Consider the following 17,469-nt stretch of genomic DNA (forward strand, 5'->3'; position numbering starts at 1 on the left):
AGGACCGATCCGGGGGCGGAAAGGTACGCGAATGACATCTAGCCGCACCCCCAACGCCTATCTTGTCATGGCGATGGTAAGCGAAGAGGGGAAACTTCTCCTCCAGAGTGAAACCGTCTGCTTCGATCGCGATCTTGCCTTCGCAATGGCGGACGACGACGGCGATCACTGCACCTGGGTTGGCGTGTATGCCCTCGATGCCGAGGGGCGCAGCATCCAGAACGGCGCCCTCTACTCCAGCGGCTCACTCCACGGCTTCGGCGCTTCCGAGCGTTCGTATCGCAATGGCCGCTCCGAGCCGGGCCTGATGCTCTCCTAAATCGCTTGAATTATCCGCCGGAGCGATCCGTCGCCAGCCGGCCGTTGATGAAGGCCACGGCCTCGAACGGCGACGCGACGCGCACGAGCCGCACCCGGCGACTGCCGCACAGGTCGCAGCGCAAGGCGAGCGGAGCGGTTTCGCTGGAGTTTTCGAGTTTGCCCTCCTCCTCGCCGCGCGGCGAGAGGATGGAGCGGCGGTGGCAACGGTCACATTCGGCGCAGATCATCGCGAACATATACCCGATGATCGCGGTCACATGATGGCCGCATTTCCGCCTGCCCTCACAGCAAGGCGCGGACCTGGAAGAAGAGGCGCACCTGCCGCTCGGCGAAGGCCACATCTTCCGGACGTCCTGCCTCGGCCGCACCGATGAGCGCCTTGAGGGCCGAGTCGAGCTCGGGCCCCTTCTCCCCCTCGCTGAACCGCTGCAGCAGGACGCGCCCGCAATCGCCCACCGTCGCCAGCCATGAGCCGTCGTGGAGCCAGATGGGGCGGAGGAGTTCGGTTTCCCAGAAGCGTGCCATGGTGGAGGACTAACGAGGCGGAAGCCGGTTTGTTTCCCGGCTCACACCGCTTCCAGCACCGCAACCGCAAACCACCCGCGCGGGTCGGTCCAGAGCGCGGCCTGACGCCAGCCGGCGGCCTGCGCCATGCCCATCAGGCGCGCGGCGGCGTACTTGTAGGAGTTCTCCGTGTGGATGGTCTCGCCGGGCGCAAACGTGAAGCGCGCGCCGTCGAGCCGCACCGTCTGCGCGGCACGGCTCTCCAGATGCATCTCGATGCGGCTTTCGGCCTCGTTGAAGAGCGCGCGGTGGTGGAAGGCTGCGAGGTCGAAGTCGGCGCCCAGCTCGCGGTTAATGCGCGTCAGCAGGTTGAGGTTGAAGGCGGCGGTGACGCCCTGATGGTCGTCATAGGCGGCTTCCAGCACCGCGCGCTCCTTCGGCAAATCGAAGCCGAGCACCAGCGCCGCGCCAGCGCCCAGCGACTGCCGCGCATGGGTCAGGAATGCCTCGGCCTCCGCCGGCGTGAAATTGCCGATGGTCGAGCCGGGGAAGAAGCCGATGCGCCGCCCGCCCTCGCCGAGGTGAGGCAGCTCCAGCGGCCGGGTGAAATCACCCTCCACCGGCGTCATGGCGACGGTCGGATAATCCCGCGCCAGCGCGGCGACGGCGGCGCGCATGTGCGGGCCGGAAATGTCGATGGGCACATAGGCGGCCGGCCGCTCCAGCGCATCGAGCAGGAGGCGCACCTTCACGCTCGATCCCGAGCCGAACTCGACGAGGCTGGCGCCCGGCCCAGCGAGGGCGGCGATGTCACCCGCATGGGCCTTCAGCACGCCAAGCTCGGTGCGGGTGGGATAGTATTCGGGCAGGCGGCAGATGAGATCGAACAGGCGCGAGCCGGCCTCGTCATAGAAATACTTGGGCGCAAGCTGCTTGGGGCTGGCGGACAGCCCCTCGATCACGTCGGCGCGGAAGGCGGCGCGCTCGGGGGTCTGCGGGCTCAGTTCGGCGCGAAGAAGGGTCGAAGCGCGCATCAGGCATCCTCGGCAAGGCGCAGGCCGGCGAAGGCCCAGCGCTGGTGGGGATAGAAGAAATTGCGGTAGGTGGCCCGGGCATGGCCCTCAGGCGTGGCGCAGCAGCCGCCGCGCAGCACCATCTGCGACGACATGAACTTGCCGTTGTATTCGCCGAGCGCGCCGGGCGCGGGGCGGTAGCCCGGATAAGCCACGTAGGGGCTCTGGGTCCATTCCCAGACATCGCCGAACATCTGCGCGGGCAGATCGTCGGTGGCCGCCGGAAGCGGGCGCAGCGCGCCGCTGTCGAGGAAGTTGCCGGCGACCGGCAGGCCGCGCGCGGCGACTTCCCACTCGGCTTCCGTGGGCAGGCGCTTGCCGGCCCAGCGGGCGAAGGCGTCGGCCTCGTAATAGCTCACATGCACCACCGGCGCGGCGGGATCGAGCGGGCTCAGGCCATTGAGCGTGAACGCCTGCCAGTCCCCGTCGTGCAGCTCCCAATAGAGCGGCGCCTCGTATTCCCCCGCCTTCACCCGCGCCCAGCCGTCCGCCAGCCACAGGTCCGGCCGGCGATAGCCGCCATCCGCGATGAAGGCGAGCCATTCGCCGTTGGTCACGGCCCGGGAGGCGAGGCGGAACGGGCGCAGCAGCACCTCGTGGCGCGGCCCTTCATTGTCATAGGAGAACCCCTCCCCGGCATAGCCGATCTCGAAGATGCCGCCGGGATAGTCGAGGAAAGCGAGCGCAGCCGCCTGTCCCCGGGCCACCGGACCGCCAGGCCGATAGGCGGGGCGCAGCGGATTGGCGGCGAACAGGTTCAGGATGTCCATCAAGATCAATTCCTGATGCTGCTGCTCGTGGTTGATGCCGATCTCCACCAGCGGCGCGAGGCGGGCGAAGGCCTCCTCGTCCGTGCTGGCCAGAAGATCGGTCATGGCCTCGGTGACATGGCGGCGATAGCCGGCCACTTCATCCACCGTGGGGCGGGTGATGAGCCCGCGCGCGAAGCGAGCGTGGCGGGGGCCGGCGGCCTCGTAATAGGAATTGAACAGGAAGGCGAAGTCCGCGTTAACGACCCTGTAGCCGGGAAGATGCGGCACCAGCAGGAAGGTCTCGAAAAACCACGAGACATGGGCGAGATGCCATTTGGTGGGGCTGCAATCCGGCATGGACTGCACTGTCTGATCCTCGGGATGGAGATCCCGCGCCAGCGCTTCGGTCTGTCCCCGCACCTTCAGAAAACACGCAATCGCGGCGCCGCGCCCGGTGTCCCCGGTGTCCCCGGTGGCGGCGGATGAGGAAGGCTGCGGCATCGCGAGCGGGTTCCAGGGCTTGTTCATTGTTCCTCGCTCGACCGGTTCGACCTGAACCGCCTCCCACTTTAACGCCGGAGCGCGCGTGTGGTTTCTACGGCCGTGTTCGTGCGGCGGACCTTCGCCGTTACACCCGCCCTGCGCACGATCTTGCGAGGCGATGGAAAAAGGCGCCCCTGCTCACACGCCGGCGAGGCCGACGAGGGCATCGATGGAGCGGCGGGACGGGCTCGCGGGACGGAAGAGCGCCAGCGTGCGCACAAGGCGCCGCCCGGCGGGAAGGGAGCGCGTCTCCACCTCCCCCGCCCGGCGCCAGCGCTCCACGGCCGCTGCCGGCAGCAGCGTGCGGCCGAGCCCCGCGGCGACGCAGCCCATGATGCCATCCAGCGTCCCAAGCTCCAGCAAGGGCAGGTCGCCGAACGCTTCGGCGAAGCGCGCGCGGTAGCAGCAGCCGGCCCGGAAAACGACGGCCGCCGCCTCCGCCGCGCCGCCGATGGGCAGCACCTCAACCAGCTCTTCCTCGAACAGGGGCACGCTGGCAAAGCGCGCCTCCGCCGCCTCCTCGGCCACGAAGGCGAGATCGATGTCGCCCCGTCCCAGCGCCGCAACCAGCTCGCCGCTGGTGCCGGTGGTGATGGACAGGCGCAGGTCCGGCAGCTTCGCCCGCGCCGCCTTCAGCAGCGGCGGCAGGCGCACGGCGGCGGTGGTCTCCATGGTGCCGAGGCGCAGCGGCGGAAAGGCCTCGGCCGCCGAGCGCAGCCGCTTCTCGGCCTCCTCCGACAGGCGGACGATGCGCGCGCCATAATCGAGCGCCAGCGCGCCCGCGGCGGTGGGGACCATGCGCCCATCGATGCGCTCCACCAGCTTCTGTCCCAGCCGGTCCTCCAGCTTGCGCAGGCGGGTGGTGACATTGGACTGCACGCAGCCGAGCCGACCGGCAGCGCGGGTGACGCTGCCGGTCTCGGCCACGGCTTCCAGGAAGCGGAAATCGCGCAGGTCAATCATCGTCATTCCATCATCAGAAGTGAACGATAATATCAGAATGTTTCAATTTCAATGATTGGCGGAAGAGCGATAATGGCGGCCACCCTGCGGGAGACCGACGCCATGACCGATGCCCTGAATACCGAAGCTGCCGCCCGCTGGCCGGACCGGCGCATCCTCGATCTGTTCGGCATCGCCCATCCCATCCTGCTCGGCCCCATGGCCGGCCCCGGCTCGCCGGAACTCGCCATCGCGGTGGGCGCGGCCGGCGGCCTCGCATCCCTGCCCTGCGCCATGTACGCGCCTGATGATCTGAAGGCGGCGGTGGCGAAGATCCGCGCCGGCCTGCCCGGCAAGCCGCTCAACCTCAACTTCTTCTGCCACAGCCCGCCGCAGGACGACCCGGCCCGGGCAATGCGCTGGCGGGCGCGGCTGGCCGATTATTATGTCGAGGCCGGGCTGGACCCCGCCGCCAGCACACCATCCCCCTCCCGTGCCCCGTTCGACGACACCTTCTGCACCGTCGTGGAAGAGGTGCGGCCCGAGGTGGTGAGCTTCCATTTCGGCCTGCCGGCGCCGGACCTCGTGGCCCGGGTGAAGGCGACGGGGGCGAAGATCATCTCGTCCGCAACCACGGTGGCCGAGGCCCGCTGGCTGGAAGATCGCGGCTGCGATGCCATCATCGCCATGGGCTTCGAGGCGGGTGGCCATCGCGCGCTCTTCCTCGGCGGCGACTATTCGCAGACGCCCATCAGCTGGCAGGATGTGGCCCGGCAGGTGGGCACCTTCTCCCTCGTGCCGCAGGTGGCGGATGCGGTGAAGGTGCCGGTGATCGCCGCCGGCGGCATCGCCGATGCGCGGGGCATCGTGGCGGCTTTGGCGCTGGGGGCCTCGGCGGTGCAGATCGGCACCGCCTTCATGTTCTCTCCGGAAGCGAAGGTGCCCGCCGTCCACCGCGCCGCGCTGGAGGCGGCGACGGACGAGAGCACCGCGCTCACCAACATCTTCACCGGCCGACCCGCGCGTGGCATCATGAACCGCGTCATGCGCGAGGTCGGCCCCATCGCGCCGGAGGCATCCGCCTTCCCCACCTCCGGCGGTGCCCTCGCCCCGCTGCGCGCGAAGGCCGAGGCCGAGGGCCGGGACGATTTCACCAACCTCTGGTGCGGCCAGTCCGCCGCCCTGAGCCCGCGCCTGCCGGCCGCCGACCTCACGCGCAAGCTCGCCAAGGAGGCGCTGGCGCGGCTCGCCTGAACCGCCACACGCGGACACCATCTCCCGCACCGCAGCGAAATTGGCCCCACGTTTGCACCTCCTCCCCTCAGCGTTCCTGTGCGGATGGTTTGGAGGATGCGATGTCGGACGATGCCCTGAGCCCGGTGATCGTGGCCAAGAAGACGATCGAGGCCGAAAACATGGCCTCCTTCGAGCTGATCCCCGCCGAGGGCGGCGAATTGCCGGCCTTCACGGCGGGCGCCCATGTGGATGTGAGCATCCCCGGTGGTCTGGTGCGGCAATATTCGCTCATCAACAGCGAGAGCGAGCGCCATCGCTACGTCATCGGCGTGTGGAAGGACGCCAACAGCCGCGGCGGCTCCAAGGCTATGTTCCAGCAGGTGAACGAGGGCGACCGCCTCGCGGTGGGCACCCCGCGCAACCGCTTCGCCGTGCCGCGCGACACCAAGCGCGCGCTGCTGTTCGCCCGCGGCATCGGCGCGACGCCCATCCTCTCCATCGCCGATCACCTCAAGGCGAAGAACATCCCCTTCGAGTTCCATTACCTCTTCGCGGGCGGCTCGCCGGGCTCGTTCAAGTCCACCATCGAGGCATCCGCCTTCGCCGCCAACACCACCTTCTATTTCGAGGCCACCGAGCCACGCCTCAACGCCGCGAACCTTCTTGGGGACCGGCCCGATGACACGCACCTCTTCCTGTGCGGCGTGGATTGGTGGCTCGACCCCATCATCGCCAGCGCGCAGCAGAAGGGCTTCGGCGTCAACCGCATCCATGTGGAGCGCTTCACCGGCAAGGCGCCTCCTCCGCTGCTGGACAAGGTGTTCGAGGTGAAGATCGCCTCCACCGGCAAGGTCATCAAGATCCCCGGCGACCGCTCCGTCTCCACCGCCATGGAAGAGGCCGGCGTGAAGATCCCCACCTCCTGCGAGCAGGGCGCCTGCGGCACCTGCAAGGTGAAGGTGCTGGAGGGCGAGGTGGACCACCGCGACAAGCGCCTCAAACCCGAGGAGAAGGAACAGGGCTGGTTCCTGGCCTGCGTCTCGCGTGCCAAAGGCGACCTGCTGGTGTTGGATTTGTGACAAATCCGCTTCGCGCTTGCTGCCCCGGGGCGAAGGAAGGATGAGACCCATGGTGACCGAGGAAGATGTCTGGCGGACCGCCTTCATCATCGCCGAGCAATACGGGCCGGAGGGCGTCGCCTTCGCCCATCGGATGGCCGAGAGCTTCGAGATCGGCGGGAAGGTGGAGGAACATCGCACCTGGGTCTCCATCATGACCAAGGTCGAGGAACTGGTGCAGGACGAGGACATCCCGTCCCGCGCCAACTGAAGCCCGGCAATGCCCCCGGACCGGGCCGACCCGGCGCGAGCCCGCGCCGGTACTCGATTTGACCCCGCGCACAATGCCGCTGTGGCCAGTGGCTTTCGCCCCCTTGAAATTGCGGAGCGCCCCGCGTAGGTTCCGCCCTCTCTTCCGGCGCCCGGCGCGCCGGAAGCCGTGCAGGTGTAGCTCAGTTGGTTAGAGCGCCGGTCTGTGGAACCGGAGGTCGGTGGTTCGAGCCCACCCACCTGTACCATCGCAAGCCCTTCAGAGATTTAGATAATCCCGCCCAATGCCCGAGCCCGTCCGGGGCACAGGACGCCGTCTGTCGCCTCTGGAGCGAGTTCCGGCGCCCTCGGCGGAGACGATCCAGCGCCAGCTTGAACGCGGCGGAATGATTCCCCCTCCCCTGCGCCGCTCCGTATTGAGCAGCTGCGCGGCGAGCGCCAGCTGCGCGCCGCGTCGGCACGCTTAGGGGCGCGGACTCGGGCCGGAAGGGCCGTACCCGCGGGACTCGAGATACGTGCCGGCTGGCGTTCCGCCCCCTTGCGGAGCGCCACACGATCCGATACGCCTACTAAAAAGCATATAAAACTTACTCACGAGTTTTGTGGCCACGTTGAGGTCGCCGAACCGATGAGAGGTGAAGGGGAGGAATGGGTATGGTTCGGATGGAAGCGGGAAGAGGCGCACTGCTCCGAAGCGCCGCCACGGCGCTCGCGCTGCTGCTCGGGGCGGCCGGCCCGGCACTGGCCCAGACGCCGGTGAAGATCGGTGTCGTGGAAGGCTTGAGCGGGCCGCCGGCCATCGTCGATTTCGGCGAGAGCTATCTGCAGGGCATCAAGCTCGCGCTGGAGGACTACAAGGCCAAGGGCGGCAAGACGCCCATCGAGCTTGTGGTCTATGACGACGAGGCCAATCCCCAGCGCGCGGTCTCCGTGGTGCAGCGCCTGATCCAGAACGACGGCGTCGCGGGCGTCATCGGCACGGTCTCGAGCGGCAATGTCATGGCCTTTGCACCGGTGCTCCAGCGCGCTGGCGTCCCGCTCATCGCCGGCCCCTCCGCGGCGACCGATATCACCACCAAGTTCATCGACCAGAAGCCGAGCTTCATCTTCCGCTGTTCGATGATCGAGAAGTACCAGATCGACGCGATCCTCGACTGGGCGGTGAAGAACTACAAGAAGATCGGCCTGCTTCACTCGACCACCGGCTACGGCAACTTCGCCGCGCAGGAGGCGACCGCCGGCCTGAAGGCGCGCGGCGTGGAGCTCGTGGCGGTGGAGGCGGCGGCGCCCGGCGTCAACGACCTGACCCCGCAGATGATCAAGATGCGCGATGCCGGCGCCGATCTCATCCTCCACTTCCACGAGTCGTTCGAGCTGCCGTATCGGCCCCTGCCGCGGCTCGACTACAAGCCGACCTTTGCCGGCAACTGGGGCCTGTCGTCCCTGAAGGTGAAGGACATCGTGGGCGTGGAGGCCATCCAGGGCACCGCCATGGGCCAGGCACTGGACCTGTCCGATCCCAAGGCGCAGGCCTTCAACAAGCGGATGACCGAGAAATACGGCAAGGACTATCGCTGGCCGGTTGTCGCCGCCCTCGGCTATGACGCGGGCCAGATCATGTTCGCCGCCGTGGACAAGGTCGGCAAGTCGGACCCGGCGAAGCTGCGGGATGCCATCGAGAATATCGACGGCGTCCAGGCGATATCCGCCACGCCGGCAAAGCCGTTCGGGCCGAACGATCACGAATGCCTCGGCCAGGGCGACATCTTCCTCGGCATCTGGAAGGGCGACACCGTGGTTCCGGCGCCGAAATAGGCCCGAACCAGCGATCAGGCCTTCGGCTTCGCCTTCGCGCGCTGGCGCTTGGGCGCGGCCGGGGCCGCAAGGCCGGAGATCAGGAGCGCCGCGAAGCTCTCCATGATCTCCTCCGGCGTGTTGGGGCCGGAATCCCGATACCAGGCCGGAATCCAGTTGACCACGCCGAGGGCGAACAGGCTCGCAAGCTTCGGATCGCAGGGGCCGATGGAGCCGTCGGCGACACCAAGGGCGATCAGCTCCTTCGTGGCGGCGCTGATGCGCTTTCGGCGGGCCACCACGTTCGCGCGATCTTCCGGCACCAGCGAATCGACGTCGGTGAGCACCGGGCAGTTTCCGAGGTCGCCGAAGATGCCTTCCATGTAGCGCCGCAGGTAGATGATCAGCTTTTCGAGGCCAGTCCCGTCATGGGCGGCGGCGAGAGCAAGACCCGCCTCGCCATTGTCCATGGCAACCTGGTGGCAGGCGTAAAGCAACTCCTGCTTGCTCTTGAAATACTGGTAGAGCGTCGGCTTCGACACACCGAGAACCGACGCCACATCATCCATGGACGTGTTGGCGAAGCCGCGACGGTTGAAGGCGGATGCAGCCACCCGCAGCACCGCCTCGCGCTTGCGGCGGCGTTGCTCGTCTCGGTCGAAGGCCGCACGCCCCGGCGCGGGAGCGCGGGTCGCCGCGCTGGGAGTGTCACTCATGAACTGGCGGGTCCTGCTTTCTACGATGACGAGGACCGGCTTGCCGGAGAAAGCATCCGGCGCGCCAGCCTTCGAACAAATACTGTGTCGCATGCTTGCATAAAACTCGCAAAACAGCTAGCCTGACTCATCAGTAAATATAACTACTAAATGGTAGGGAGGACCGATGAGCATCGCCACGCTCATCCTGCAGACCGCGCGTCGCCTGCCGGACAATCCCGCGATCACCGATGCCAACGGCACCCTCACCTACGCCGCCTTTGCCGAGCGGTCGGCCCGAATAGCCGGCGGTTTGCGCGCGATGGGTCTCAAGCCGGGCGCGCGTGTCGTGCTGTTCATGGAGAACACCGGCGCCTTCTTCGAATGCCTTCTCGGTTGCTGGATCGCCGGCCTGTGCGCCGTGCCGGTCAATGCCAAGCTGCATCCGCGCGAGGTGATCGGCATCGCGGAAGATGCGGAGGCCGAGGCGCTCTTCACCACCCCCGGCCTGTCCGAAGCCCTTGCGGCGGAGATCGACGCCCTCGCCCAGCTCGCGGTCATCTCGACCGGCGCCGAGGCCTACGCCCGCCTTGTCGCCGCCGAGCCCATCGCCTGCGAGGATGCGGCGCCGGAAGAGCGCGCGTGGCTGTTCTACACCTCCGGCACCACCGGCAAGCCGAAGGGCGCGATGCTCAGCCACCGCAACCTGCTGGCCATGTCGCTCGCTTATTATTCCGATGTCGATCCCATCGACACCGATGACACGCACATCGCATGCGCGCCGGTCTCCCACGGCGCGGGCCTCTACGCCCTGCCCTTCCTGATGAAAGGCGGGCATCAGGTGGTGCTGCCCGGCTTCGATGTGGAGGAGGTGCTGGAGGCCATCGCGCGCTACAGCAAGGTCACGATTTTCGCGGCTCCCACCATGCTCACGCGCATGGTGAACCATCCCGCCACGCTCTCCGCAGATCTGTCCAACCTGAAGACCATCTACTATGGCGGCGCGCCCATGTACGTCGCCGACCTGAAGCAGGCGCTGCGCGTCATCGGGCCGAAGCTGTGCCAGATCTTCGGCCAGGGGGAATCCCCCATGACCATCACCTTGCTCCCCAAGAGCCTGCATGTCGGCGCCGATGGTGCCCCGGCGGATGATGCCGTGCTGGGCTCCTGCGGCTTCCCCCGCTCCGGGCAGGAAGTTCGGGTGGTCGACCAGGACGGGCAAGATCTCCCGCCCGGCGAAGTGGGCGAAGTCATCACCCGCAGCGACTGCGTGATGGAAGGGTACTGGAACAATCCTGCCGGCACGGCCGCCGCCCTGCGCGACGGCTGGCTCTACACCGGCGATGTGGGCAGCCTCGACGCGCGTGGCTACCTCACCCTGCGCGACCGCTCCAAGGATCTCATCATCTCCGGCGGCAGCAACATCTATCCCCGCGAAGTGGAGGAAGTGCTGCTGCAGCATGAGAGCGTGCTGGAGGTGTCCGTCATCGGCGCGCCCCATTCCGACTGGGGCGAGGAGGTGGTGGCGTTCGTCGCCGTGCGCCCGGGGGCGGAGGTTGACGCTGCGGAGCTGGACCAGCTCTGCCTCGACAACATCGCACGCTTCAAGCGCCCCAAGCGCTACCGCTTCGAGGCAGCGCTGCCCAAGAACAATTACGGAAAAATCCTCAAGACCGAGCTGCGCCGCCGGCTGGCGGAAGACGACGCGGCCGCGCGGACGCAGCAGCAGGGAGCCGCCTCATGAGGCCCGTTTTCGTCGCCGGCATCGGCTCCTCCGCCTTTGGTCGCCACCCGGAAACGTCCATTGAGGCCCTTGCCATCCGCGCGGCGGATGCGGCGATCCGCGAGGCGGGCCTCGACCGGAGCGACATCGGCGCGCTCTATCTTGGCAACTTCGTCGCCGGCCCCCTGCTGGGGCAAGAGGTGCTGGCGGGGCTGGTGGCGGACGGGCTCGGCCTGCCGCAGATTCCCTGCACCAAGGTGGAGGGCGCCTGCGCATCCGGCGGCATCGCCTTCCGCCATGCCTACCTCGCGGTGGCGACCGGCATGTGCGACATGGCGCTCGCCGTGGGCGCGGAGAAGATGACCCACGCCGACACGGCCGCCGTCACCTCGGCGCTCAACTGCGCCATGGATTTCCGCAGTGACGGCGTGAGCGGGCTCACCTTCCCCGGCCTGTTTGGCCTCGCCTGGCGCCTCTACGAGCAGCGCTACGGCGCGACGCGCGACGACATCTCCGCCGTCGTCCGCAAGAACAAGGGCAACGGCCTGAAGAACCCCCTCGCCCAGATGGGGGCGGATCTCTCCACGCAAGAGATCGGCAATGCCCGCCTGATCTGCGACCCCCTTCGCCTTTATGACTGCTGCCCGGCGAGCGACGGCGCGGCGGCGGTGCTGCTCGTGTCCGGTGACCGCCTGCGAGAAGTGATCCCACAACCTGTCCAGGTGCTGGCCTCGGCCCAGGCGCGCGGCAGCGCGCGCATCGCCGGCCATCCGGACCTGTGCACCTTCGAGGCGACGGTGGCCGCAGCCCAGGGCGCCTATGCCCAGGCCGGCATCACGGCCGACGAGGTGAGCTGCGTGGAGCTTCACGACTGCTTCTCCATCGCCGAGATCATCGACGCGGAAGATCTCGGCCTGATGCCGCGCGGGGCCGGTGCCGGCTACGCCGCCGAGGGCCGCACAGCGGTGGATGGCGACCGGCCGATCAATGCCAGCGGCGGCCTGCTCGCCAAGGGGCATCCCGTGGGCGCCACCGGCCTCGGCCAGATCTATGAGAGCGTGCTCCAGCTGCGCGGCATGCACACCAACCAGGTGAAGGGCGCCAAGGTGGCCCTCACCCACAATCTCGGCGGCACGGGCGTCGCCTGCACCGTCAATATCCTGCGCGCCACCGACGCCTGAGCGCGCGCCCCTCACAGCATTGGAACATCCCATGGGCGACATTCGCTGCGACCGCCACGGCAAGGTCTGGCTCATCACCATCGACCGCCCGGCGGTGATGAACTCCCTCGACTTCGCCGCCAACGACGAACTGGTCGAAGTCTTCCGCGACTTCGATCGCGATGACGGAGCCCACGTGGCCGTGGTCACGGGCGCAGGCGACAAGGCCTTCTGCGCAGGGGCCGACCTCAAGACCTATACGGTGAATTTCGCCCGCACCCCGGCGCCGGGATTCCGCACCCGCTACACCAACGGGCCGGGCTTCGGCGGCATCACCCGCTCGGTGGAGATCGACAAGCCCATCCTCGCCGCCGTGAACGGCTTTGCCATCTCCGGCGGGTTCGAGCTGGCGCTGGCCTGTGACCTCCGCTTCTGCGCGCCCAACGCGGAATTTGCCCTGCAGGACGCCAAGTGGGGCTTCCATGCCTGCGATGGCGGGCTCATCCGCCTGCCGCAGATCGTCGGCCTCGGCCATGCCATGGAGATCATCCTCTCCGGCGATCGCGTGAACGCCGAGCATGCGTTCCGCATCGGCCTCGTCAACCGCATCGTGCCCGCCGAAGAGCTGGTGGCCTTCACGCTCGACTATGCGCAGATGCTGGCCAAGCGCTCGCCCCTCTCCCACCGCTTCGCCAAGGAGGTGATGCGGCGCGCCATCGGCATGCCCATGGGTGAGGCGCTGCGGCTCGAATCCCGCTCCTTCTTCGATCTCGGCCAGAGCCAGGACATCGTCGAGGGCACCACCGCCTTCCGCGAGAAGCGCGAAGCCGACTTCAAGGGTCGCTGAGCCCGTCCCCGTCCGCTGCCATCAGGATCACGCCCGTCCCATGTCCTCCGCCTCTTCCCCCGTCGAGATCCTGCGGTGTGCCGCGTGCGGCCAGCTCGATGCCGGCCCGCGCGAACTCTGCCCCACCTGCCACAGCCCCCGAATGGAGCCGGTCACGGTCGAGGGGAACGGCGTGCTCGTCTCCTGGACGCTCGTGCGCCGTCCGCCGACCCGCTTCCAGGCGGACGGCCCCTATGCGGTTGCGGTGGTGGACCTCGACTGCGGCGTGCGCCTGACGGGGCGGCTCGCGGACGTGCCGATGGAGGAAGCCGATGCCCCGGCGCTCGGCGCGCGGATGCGCGTCTGCGGCGGGGGCCCGGGCATGACACGTTTTGCGCCGGCCGACGCCGGCCGCTGAGTTCGCACGACGAGGCCGGCGCCAGACCGGCCCGGAAAGACCTTCGGGAGAGCGCATGTCCACGAGACCATACGCAGTACGTCCGTCCGATCCGCCCGGCGCGGGAGGGGTATCGTGACGCTGCTCAATTTCTTCCAGCTGCTGGTCAGCGGCATCGCCATGGGCGCGATCTATACGCTCACCGCCAAGGGCCTGTTCATCACCCATCTCGCGACGCACCGGCTCAACTTCGGCCAGGGTGACTTCCTGATGGTGGGCGCCTTCGCCTCCATCGGCATGCTGACCGCAGGCGTGCCCGCGCCGCTCGCCGTGCTGGGCGTGCTCGTCCTCATGGGCGTGCTCGGCTATCTGCTGGAACGCTTCGCCATCCGCCCGCTCGACCGGCTCGGCGACCGCGCCGGCGCCTATTCCTGGGTGCTCACCACCGCCGGCGCGGCGCTGATCCTGCAGAACATCGTCGAGCTCGGCTTCGGCAAGTCCGCGCAATATGCGCCGCCCTTGTTCTCCAAGACGCGGGACAACGTCATCAGCATCCTCGGCGTCGGTATCTTCTTCGAGGAGGCGGCGATCATCATCACGGCCTTCATCGTCGTTGGTGCCTTCTACTGGTTTCTGTTCGGTTCGCGCTGGGGCAAGGCCGTTTATGCGGTGGCCTTCAATCCGGAAGCGGCCTCGCTGTTCGGCATCGATGTGCGCGGCGTCGTCGTGCTGGTGTTCGTGCTCGCCGCGCTCATGGCCGGCATTTCCGGCGTGCTCGTGGGGCCGCTGGTGTCCGTGCATCCGCACATGGGGCTGATCTTCACCATCAAGGCGCTCGCGGTGGCGGCCGTCGGCGGCTTCACCAATCCCGTGGGCATCCTGCTGGGCGGGCTCCTGTTCGGCGTCGCCGAGGCCTTCTCCAACTACTGGGACAGCGCCTTCGGCGATCTCTACCCGCTGCTCTTCGTCATGGCCCTCCTCGCCGTGCGCCCGTCCGGGCTGTTCGGCGAGCGACGTGCCGACGTGCGCTGAGGAGGCCCGATCATGCCCCGCATCCCGCGCCTCGCCGCCTACGCCCTCGCCGTCGCGGTCATCGCGATCTTTCCCCTCATCGCGCCCAATCCCTTCTTCGTGCATGTGGGACAGACCTTCGCCTACACCGCCATCGCGGTGATCGGCCTCAACATCCTGCTCGGCCTGTCCGGGCAGATGTCGCTCGGCCATGGCGGCTTCTATGCGGTGGGGGCCTATGTCTCCGCCATCCTCGCCACCACCTACGGATGGCCGCTGACCCTTTCCATGGCGGTGGCGCTCGCCGCCTGCCTGGTCGCCGGCCTGCTGGTGGGCGCGGTGGCGCTGCGCACGCGCGGGCTCTATCTCGCCATGGCGACGCTGGCTTTCGGCTTCATCGTGGAGATCGTGGCCCAGCGGTGGGTCTCGGTCACCGGCGGCACCATGGGAGTTATGGGCGTGCCGCAGATCGACTTCGGCAACTTCCGCATGGGGCCGACCTACTTCTTCTGGGTGGCCGCGGGCATCCTCCTGCTTGTGCAGGTTGGCAGCGACTACGTGTTCGGCTCCGCCATCGGCCGCCGCCTCAACGCGATCAAGGAAAGCGAATCCTTCGCCGCGACGGTGGGTCTCAACGTGCCGCTCTGGCGCATCGGCGTGTTCGCAGCGAGCGCGGCGCTGGCGGGCCTCGCCGGCGTATTGTTCGCGCACCAGAGCGGGTTCGTCTCCTCCGACGCCTTCAATATCCGCCTCACCATCTCCCTGCTCATCGCAACCGTCATCGGCGGGCTCGGACGCTCGGCGGGGCCTCTGCTGGGCACCGCGATCCTGATCGGCATCGCCGAGGCCATCGCGGCCGTCCACGATATCGGGCTGATGCTCTATGGCGGCATCCTGCTGGTCGTGCTACTGGTCTTCCCCGAGGGTGCCATCGGCCTGTTCGGCCGCCGTCGGGCGAGCGCCGCCGTCGCACCCGAAGCCGCTCCCGCCTTCCACCCTGCCATCGCCGGGCGCGGACGCGCCGGTGGGCGGCTCGACGTGGAAAGCGTGACCAAGAGCTATGCCGGCGTGGTGGCCCTGCGCGAGGCGACCCTCTCGGTCGAGCCCGGAACCGTTCACGCGCTGATCGGCCCGAACGGCGCCGGCAAGTCCACGTTCATCAACGTGGTGGCCGGGCTCTACGCCCCCACCTCAGGCCGCATCCGCATCGGAGGTGTCGATGTGACCGACCTCCCTGCGCACCGGCGCGCCCGCCTGGGTCTTGTGCGGACCTTCCAGAACCTCCAGCTCATCCAGGGCGTCAGCGTGCTGGAAAACGTCATGCTGGGCATGGAGCGGCGCCGCGGCCTTGCGGCCGATGTGCTCGCCTTTCTCGGCGGCGCCGGCCATGAGGCGCGCGAGCGCGCGGAGGCCGCCTCCATCCTCGCCTTCCTCGGTATTGGCCAGCTCGCCGACATGAAGCCCAAGGACCTGTCCTATGGCCATCGCAAGCTGGTCGAACTGGCCCGCGCCATCGCCCAGAAGCCCGCGATCCTGCTGCTGGACGAGCCGGTGGCGGGCGTGAACCCGCAGGAGGCCCGCGAGGTCGCGCGCATCGTGGCAAAGCTGCGCGATGCCGGCATCAGCGTGCTGCTGGTGGAGCACAACATGGAGTTCGTGATGGGCCTCGCCGACCGCGTGACGGTGCTCGACTTCGGCAATCCCATCGCCAGCGGCACGCCGGCCGAGGTGCAGAAGGACCCGAAAGTCATCCGCGCCTATCTCGGCGCCGTGGAGGATGCGGCATGATCGAGGTCGATCACATCGATGTCGCCATAGGACCCGTGGGTATCCTCCACGACGTCTCGCTGAGCCTCGCGCCGGGCCGCCTCGTCACGGTGATCGGCGCCAATGGCGCCGGCAAGACCACGCTGCTGCGCACGCTGTCCAACATCGTGAGTCCCCGCTCCGGAACCATCCGCTTCGACGGCCGGCCGACCGCGGGCATCAAGCCCCATCTGCTGGCGCGCGCCGGGCTGGTGCATGTGCCGCAAGGGCGGCAGATCGTTCCGGGCCTGACCGTGCGGGACAATCTCGTGATCGGCGCCGACCGCGCTGGCCTCGACGCCGGCACCATCGCCGAGGGACTGGAACGGGAGTTCGCCCGCTTCCCGGTGCTGAAGGAACGCCAGCACATCCTCGGCGGCAATCTCTCCGGCGGCGAGCAGCAGATGCTTGCGGTGAGCCGCGCGCTGATGATGCGGCCTAAGGTGCTGCTGCTGGACGAGCCATCCCTCGGCCTCGCGCCGCAGGTGGTGACGACCATTCTCAAGGCGCTGCGGGGCCTTGCCGACGATGGCCTCTCGGTGCTTCTGGTCGAGCAACTCGCCTTGCTCGCGCTCGATACGGCAGACGAGGCCCATGTGCTGCAACGCGGTCGCGTCGCCCTCAGCGGCCCGGCCGCCGAGCTGCGGCGCGACCGGGCAGTCATCGAGAGCTATCTGGGATAGCTCTCGCCTTCCGGTTTTTGGGGCAAGAGGACGCCTCCGAAGAACCCGAGCGCGCCGATGACCGTGCGGACGCCGGCATCGGTGCGCCCCAATGCCGGTTGCTGGCGCGAAAGCCTCGCGCTGACGCCCCCCGCGTCGAGCTTACCGCATCGGAAGATGCCGTAAGGATGCCGGCGAGCCCGATGGAGGCCGCCCCTCCGTCAGCCCCGCACAATGCGGCGCGCGTCCGCGGTCCATTGCTGTCGATCGTCCGGGCGCGGCGAAATTGCCTGTGCGGCACCCCTACGGACAGCTTGCCGCACGGCGCATTTTTCCCCTTGACCCTGTCGGCGCCCGGCGCGATAGGCGGCGACACCGGACGCCCCGGAGATGGAGCGTGCCCGTTCGCGGGCCTATCGAACACTCCACCGTCAGGCCGGCCGGATTTCTTGAAAGCAAGCGAGTGATGGACAGTTCCAGTCGATCTAGCTCGAGCCCGCCCGCGGCCGCGCGGACCTGACCTTTCGCGTCCGGTTCACCGTCCCGCCGGCAGGCTCCGGGGACAAGAGGTGAGCCATGCGGGCGCTGTATTTCCGCAAACCTGTCGCGTTCTCTCATCGTAACGAGGACGGCGATCAAAGCCGATGCGCGCACGAGCGCTGGCCTTGTAGCCATCCCGGCTGACCACAGCCCCAA

General features: G+C 68.1%; 18 protein-coding genes and 1 tRNA gene. 13 read left to right on the plus strand and 6 right to left on the minus strand.

Features of this window, described 5'->3' with window-relative positions; all coding sequences use genetic code 11:
• Nucleotides 1-31 precede the first annotated feature (31 nt).
• A complete protein-coding gene (locus FHT36_RS02695; protein WP_169120902.1) occupies nucleotides 32-319 on the plus strand; it encodes a hypothetical protein in 288 nt (95 codons plus the stop codon).
• Between the two features lie 10 nt (nucleotides 320-329).
• On the opposite strand, the gene FHT36_RS02700 is transcribed toward FHT36_RS02695, so the two are convergent.
• The 5 genes from FHT36_RS02700 to FHT36_RS02720 all read right to left on the minus strand — a co-directional run bounded on the left by FHT36_RS02700 (nucleotide 330) and on the right by FHT36_RS02720 (nucleotide 4,162).
• The gene (locus FHT36_RS02700; RefSeq protein WP_169120904.1) at nucleotides 330-578 is read right to left on the minus strand and encodes a hypothetical protein; all 249 of its coding nucleotides are present in this window, start codon (nucleotides 576-578) and stop codon (nucleotides 330-332) included.
• 25 nt (nucleotides 579-603) lie between these two features.
• Complete coding sequence (locus FHT36_RS02705; protein WP_169120906.1) at nucleotides 604-846, minus strand: hypothetical protein; 243 nt, start codon at nucleotides 844-846, stop codon at nucleotides 604-606.
• Between the two features lie 41 nt (nucleotides 847-887).
• On the minus strand, nucleotides 888-1,859 hold the full coding sequence (gene egtD, locus FHT36_RS02710) for an L-histidine N(alpha)-methyltransferase (RefSeq protein WP_169120908.1): 972 nt from the start codon (nucleotides 1,857-1,859) through the stop codon (nucleotides 888-890).
• Nucleotides 1,859-3,178: an ergothioneine biosynthesis protein EgtB gene (egtB, locus tag FHT36_RS02715; protein ID WP_246701981.1), complete on the minus strand. Its 1,320-nt coding sequence runs from the start codon at nucleotides 3,176-3,178 to the stop codon at nucleotides 1,859-1,861. Before egtB ends, egtD begins: the two co-directional genes overlap by 1 nt.
• Before the next feature lie 153 nt (nucleotides 3,179-3,331).
• On the minus strand, nucleotides 3,332-4,162 hold the full coding sequence (locus FHT36_RS02720) for a LysR family transcriptional regulator (RefSeq protein ID WP_169120910.1): 831 nt from the start codon (nucleotides 4,160-4,162) through the stop codon (nucleotides 3,332-3,334).
• Between the two features lie 96 nt (nucleotides 4,163-4,258).
• Between FHT36_RS02720 and FHT36_RS02725 the strand changes: the two genes are divergently transcribed.
• The 5 genes from FHT36_RS02725 to FHT36_RS02745 all read left to right on the plus strand — a co-directional run bounded on the left by FHT36_RS02725 (nucleotide 4,259) and on the right by FHT36_RS02745 (nucleotide 8,514).
• Entirely contained in the window at nucleotides 4,259-5,389 is a 1,131-nt protein-coding gene (locus FHT36_RS02725) for a nitronate monooxygenase family protein (RefSeq protein WP_169121481.1), read from the plus strand.
• Between the two features lie 101 nt (nucleotides 5,390-5,490).
• Nucleotides 5,491-6,450: a PDR/VanB family oxidoreductase gene (locus FHT36_RS02730; RefSeq protein WP_169120912.1), complete on the plus strand. Its 960-nt coding sequence runs from the start codon at nucleotides 5,491-5,493 to the stop codon at nucleotides 6,448-6,450.
• A gap of 49 nt (nucleotides 6,451-6,499) precedes the next feature.
• Nucleotides 6,500-6,700, plus strand: coding sequence for a hypothetical protein (locus tag FHT36_RS02735; RefSeq protein ID WP_169120914.1), 201 nt, complete (start codon nucleotides 6,500-6,502; stop codon nucleotides 6,698-6,700).
• 170 nt (nucleotides 6,701-6,870) lie between these two features.
• A tRNA-His gene (locus FHT36_RS02740) sits at nucleotides 6,871-6,947 on the plus strand.
• Nucleotides 6,948-7,347: 400 nt separating this feature from the next.
• Nucleotides 7,348-8,514 (plus strand): ABC transporter substrate-binding protein, encoded by a 1,167-nt coding sequence (locus FHT36_RS02745; RefSeq protein WP_169120916.1) that lies wholly within the window; start codon nucleotides 7,348-7,350, stop codon nucleotides 8,512-8,514.
• Between the two features lie 14 nt (nucleotides 8,515-8,528).
• Here the strand turns inward: FHT36_RS02745 and FHT36_RS02750 are convergent, their stop codons facing one another.
• Entirely contained in the window at nucleotides 8,529-9,209 is a 681-nt protein-coding gene (locus tag FHT36_RS02750) for a TetR/AcrR family transcriptional regulator (RefSeq protein ID WP_169120918.1), read from the minus strand.
• A 166-nt stretch (nucleotides 9,210-9,375) separates the two neighbouring features.
• On the opposite strand from FHT36_RS02750, the gene FHT36_RS02755 reads away from it, so the two are divergent.
• From FHT36_RS02755 to FHT36_RS02785, 7 genes are all read left to right on the plus strand, one after another.
• Entirely contained in the window at nucleotides 9,376-10,932 is a 1,557-nt protein-coding gene (locus FHT36_RS02755) for a long-chain fatty acid--CoA ligase (RefSeq protein ID WP_169120920.1), read from the plus strand.
• On the plus strand, nucleotides 10,929-12,092 hold the full coding sequence (locus tag FHT36_RS02760; protein ID WP_169120922.1) for a thiolase C-terminal domain-containing protein: 1,164 nt from the start codon (nucleotides 10,929-10,931) through the stop codon (nucleotides 12,090-12,092). The genes FHT36_RS02755 and FHT36_RS02760 overlap by 4 nt, the downstream gene beginning before the upstream one ends.
• 31 nt (nucleotides 12,093-12,123) lie before the next feature.
• Nucleotides 12,124-12,918, plus strand: coding sequence for an enoyl-CoA hydratase/isomerase family protein (locus FHT36_RS02765; protein ID WP_169120924.1), 795 nt, complete (start codon nucleotides 12,124-12,126; stop codon nucleotides 12,916-12,918).
• A 40-nt stretch (nucleotides 12,919-12,958) separates the two neighbouring features.
• A complete protein-coding gene (locus FHT36_RS02770; protein ID WP_169120926.1) occupies nucleotides 12,959-13,315 on the plus strand; it encodes a Zn-ribbon domain-containing OB-fold protein in 357 nt (118 codons plus the stop codon).
• Nucleotides 13,316-13,429: 114 nt separating this feature from the next.
• A complete protein-coding gene (locus FHT36_RS02775) occupies nucleotides 13,430-14,326 on the plus strand; it encodes a branched-chain amino acid ABC transporter permease (RefSeq protein ID WP_169120928.1) in 897 nt (298 codons plus the stop codon).
• A 12-nt stretch (nucleotides 14,327-14,338) separates the two neighbouring features.
• Nucleotides 14,339-16,093 carry an ABC transporter permease subunit gene (locus FHT36_RS02780; protein WP_169120930.1) on the plus strand — a complete coding sequence of 585 codons (1,755 nt, stop codon included), beginning with the start codon at nucleotides 14,339-14,341 and terminating at the stop codon, nucleotides 16,091-16,093.
• The gene (locus FHT36_RS02785) at nucleotides 16,090-16,794 is read left to right on the plus strand and encodes an ABC transporter ATP-binding protein (protein WP_169120931.1); all 705 of its coding nucleotides are present in this window, start codon (nucleotides 16,090-16,092) and stop codon (nucleotides 16,792-16,794) included. Before FHT36_RS02780 ends, FHT36_RS02785 begins: the two co-directional genes overlap by 4 nt.
• The last annotated feature ends 675 nt before the right edge of the window (nucleotides 16,795-17,469 follow it).

Source organism: Xanthobacter sp. SG618 (genome assembly GCF_012932745.1).
In the GTDB taxonomy this organism is placed as follows: domain Bacteria; phylum Pseudomonadota; class Alphaproteobacteria; order Rhizobiales; family Xanthobacteraceae; genus Xanthobacter; species Xanthobacter flavus.